Origin of the sequence: Shewanella sp. UCD-FRSSP16_17, assembly GCF_001675935.1 — a bacterium.
GTDB lineage: Bacteria > Pseudomonadota > Gammaproteobacteria > Enterobacterales > Shewanellaceae > Shewanella > Shewanella japonica.
The window spans coordinates 1-665 of the sequence record NZ_LZFV01000040.1 but is presented as its reverse complement, the minus strand read 5'-3'; the positions used below and the strand labels follow the sequence as shown (position 1 = coordinate 665).

The window sequence follows — 665 nt, the reverse complement described above, 5'->3', positions numbered from 1 at the left end:
TGACCTCTCTACACTTGTGGATGGCGACATCACAGTGGTGGCAACTGCAACTGACAGCAACGGTAACGACCTGTCTGCCAACGACACTGAAAACCTTGATGCCCTTTCAAGCAACATCACCGTTGATTTAGTCATCGATGGCGATAATAACGGTGACATCACTGGTACATCACAAGACATTCCAGCTGGCGGCACGGTCACTCTGGTGATCACCGATATTGCGGGCACTGCAATTACCATCACAGATGTGGCAGTCAATGCAGATGGCACTTACTCTGTCGATAATGTTGACCTATCTACACTTGTGGATGGCGACATCACAGTGGTCGCAACCGCAACCGACAGCAACGGCAATGACCTATCTGCCAATGACACTGAAAACCTCGATGCTGTTGATGCTGAGCTAACAGTAGACTTAGTGATTGATGCATCGAACCAAGGTGACATCACAGGTACGAGCCAGGATATTCCAGCTGGCGGCACGGTCACTCTAGTGATCACCGATATTGCGGGCACAGCAATTACCATCACAGATGTGGCTGTTAATGCAGATGGCACTTACTCTGTCGATAACGTTGACCTATCTACACTTGTGGATGGCGACATCACAGTTGTTGCAACCGCGACTGATTCAAACGTTGTTGCAACCGCGACTGATTCAAACG

The 665-nt window shown here is 49.3% G+C and carries 1 pseudogene; it reads left to right on the top strand.

What is annotated here, in order from left to right:
* A pseudogene (locus A9267_RS21965) lies at window positions 1-665 on the top strand (retention module-containing protein); the annotation flags it as partial.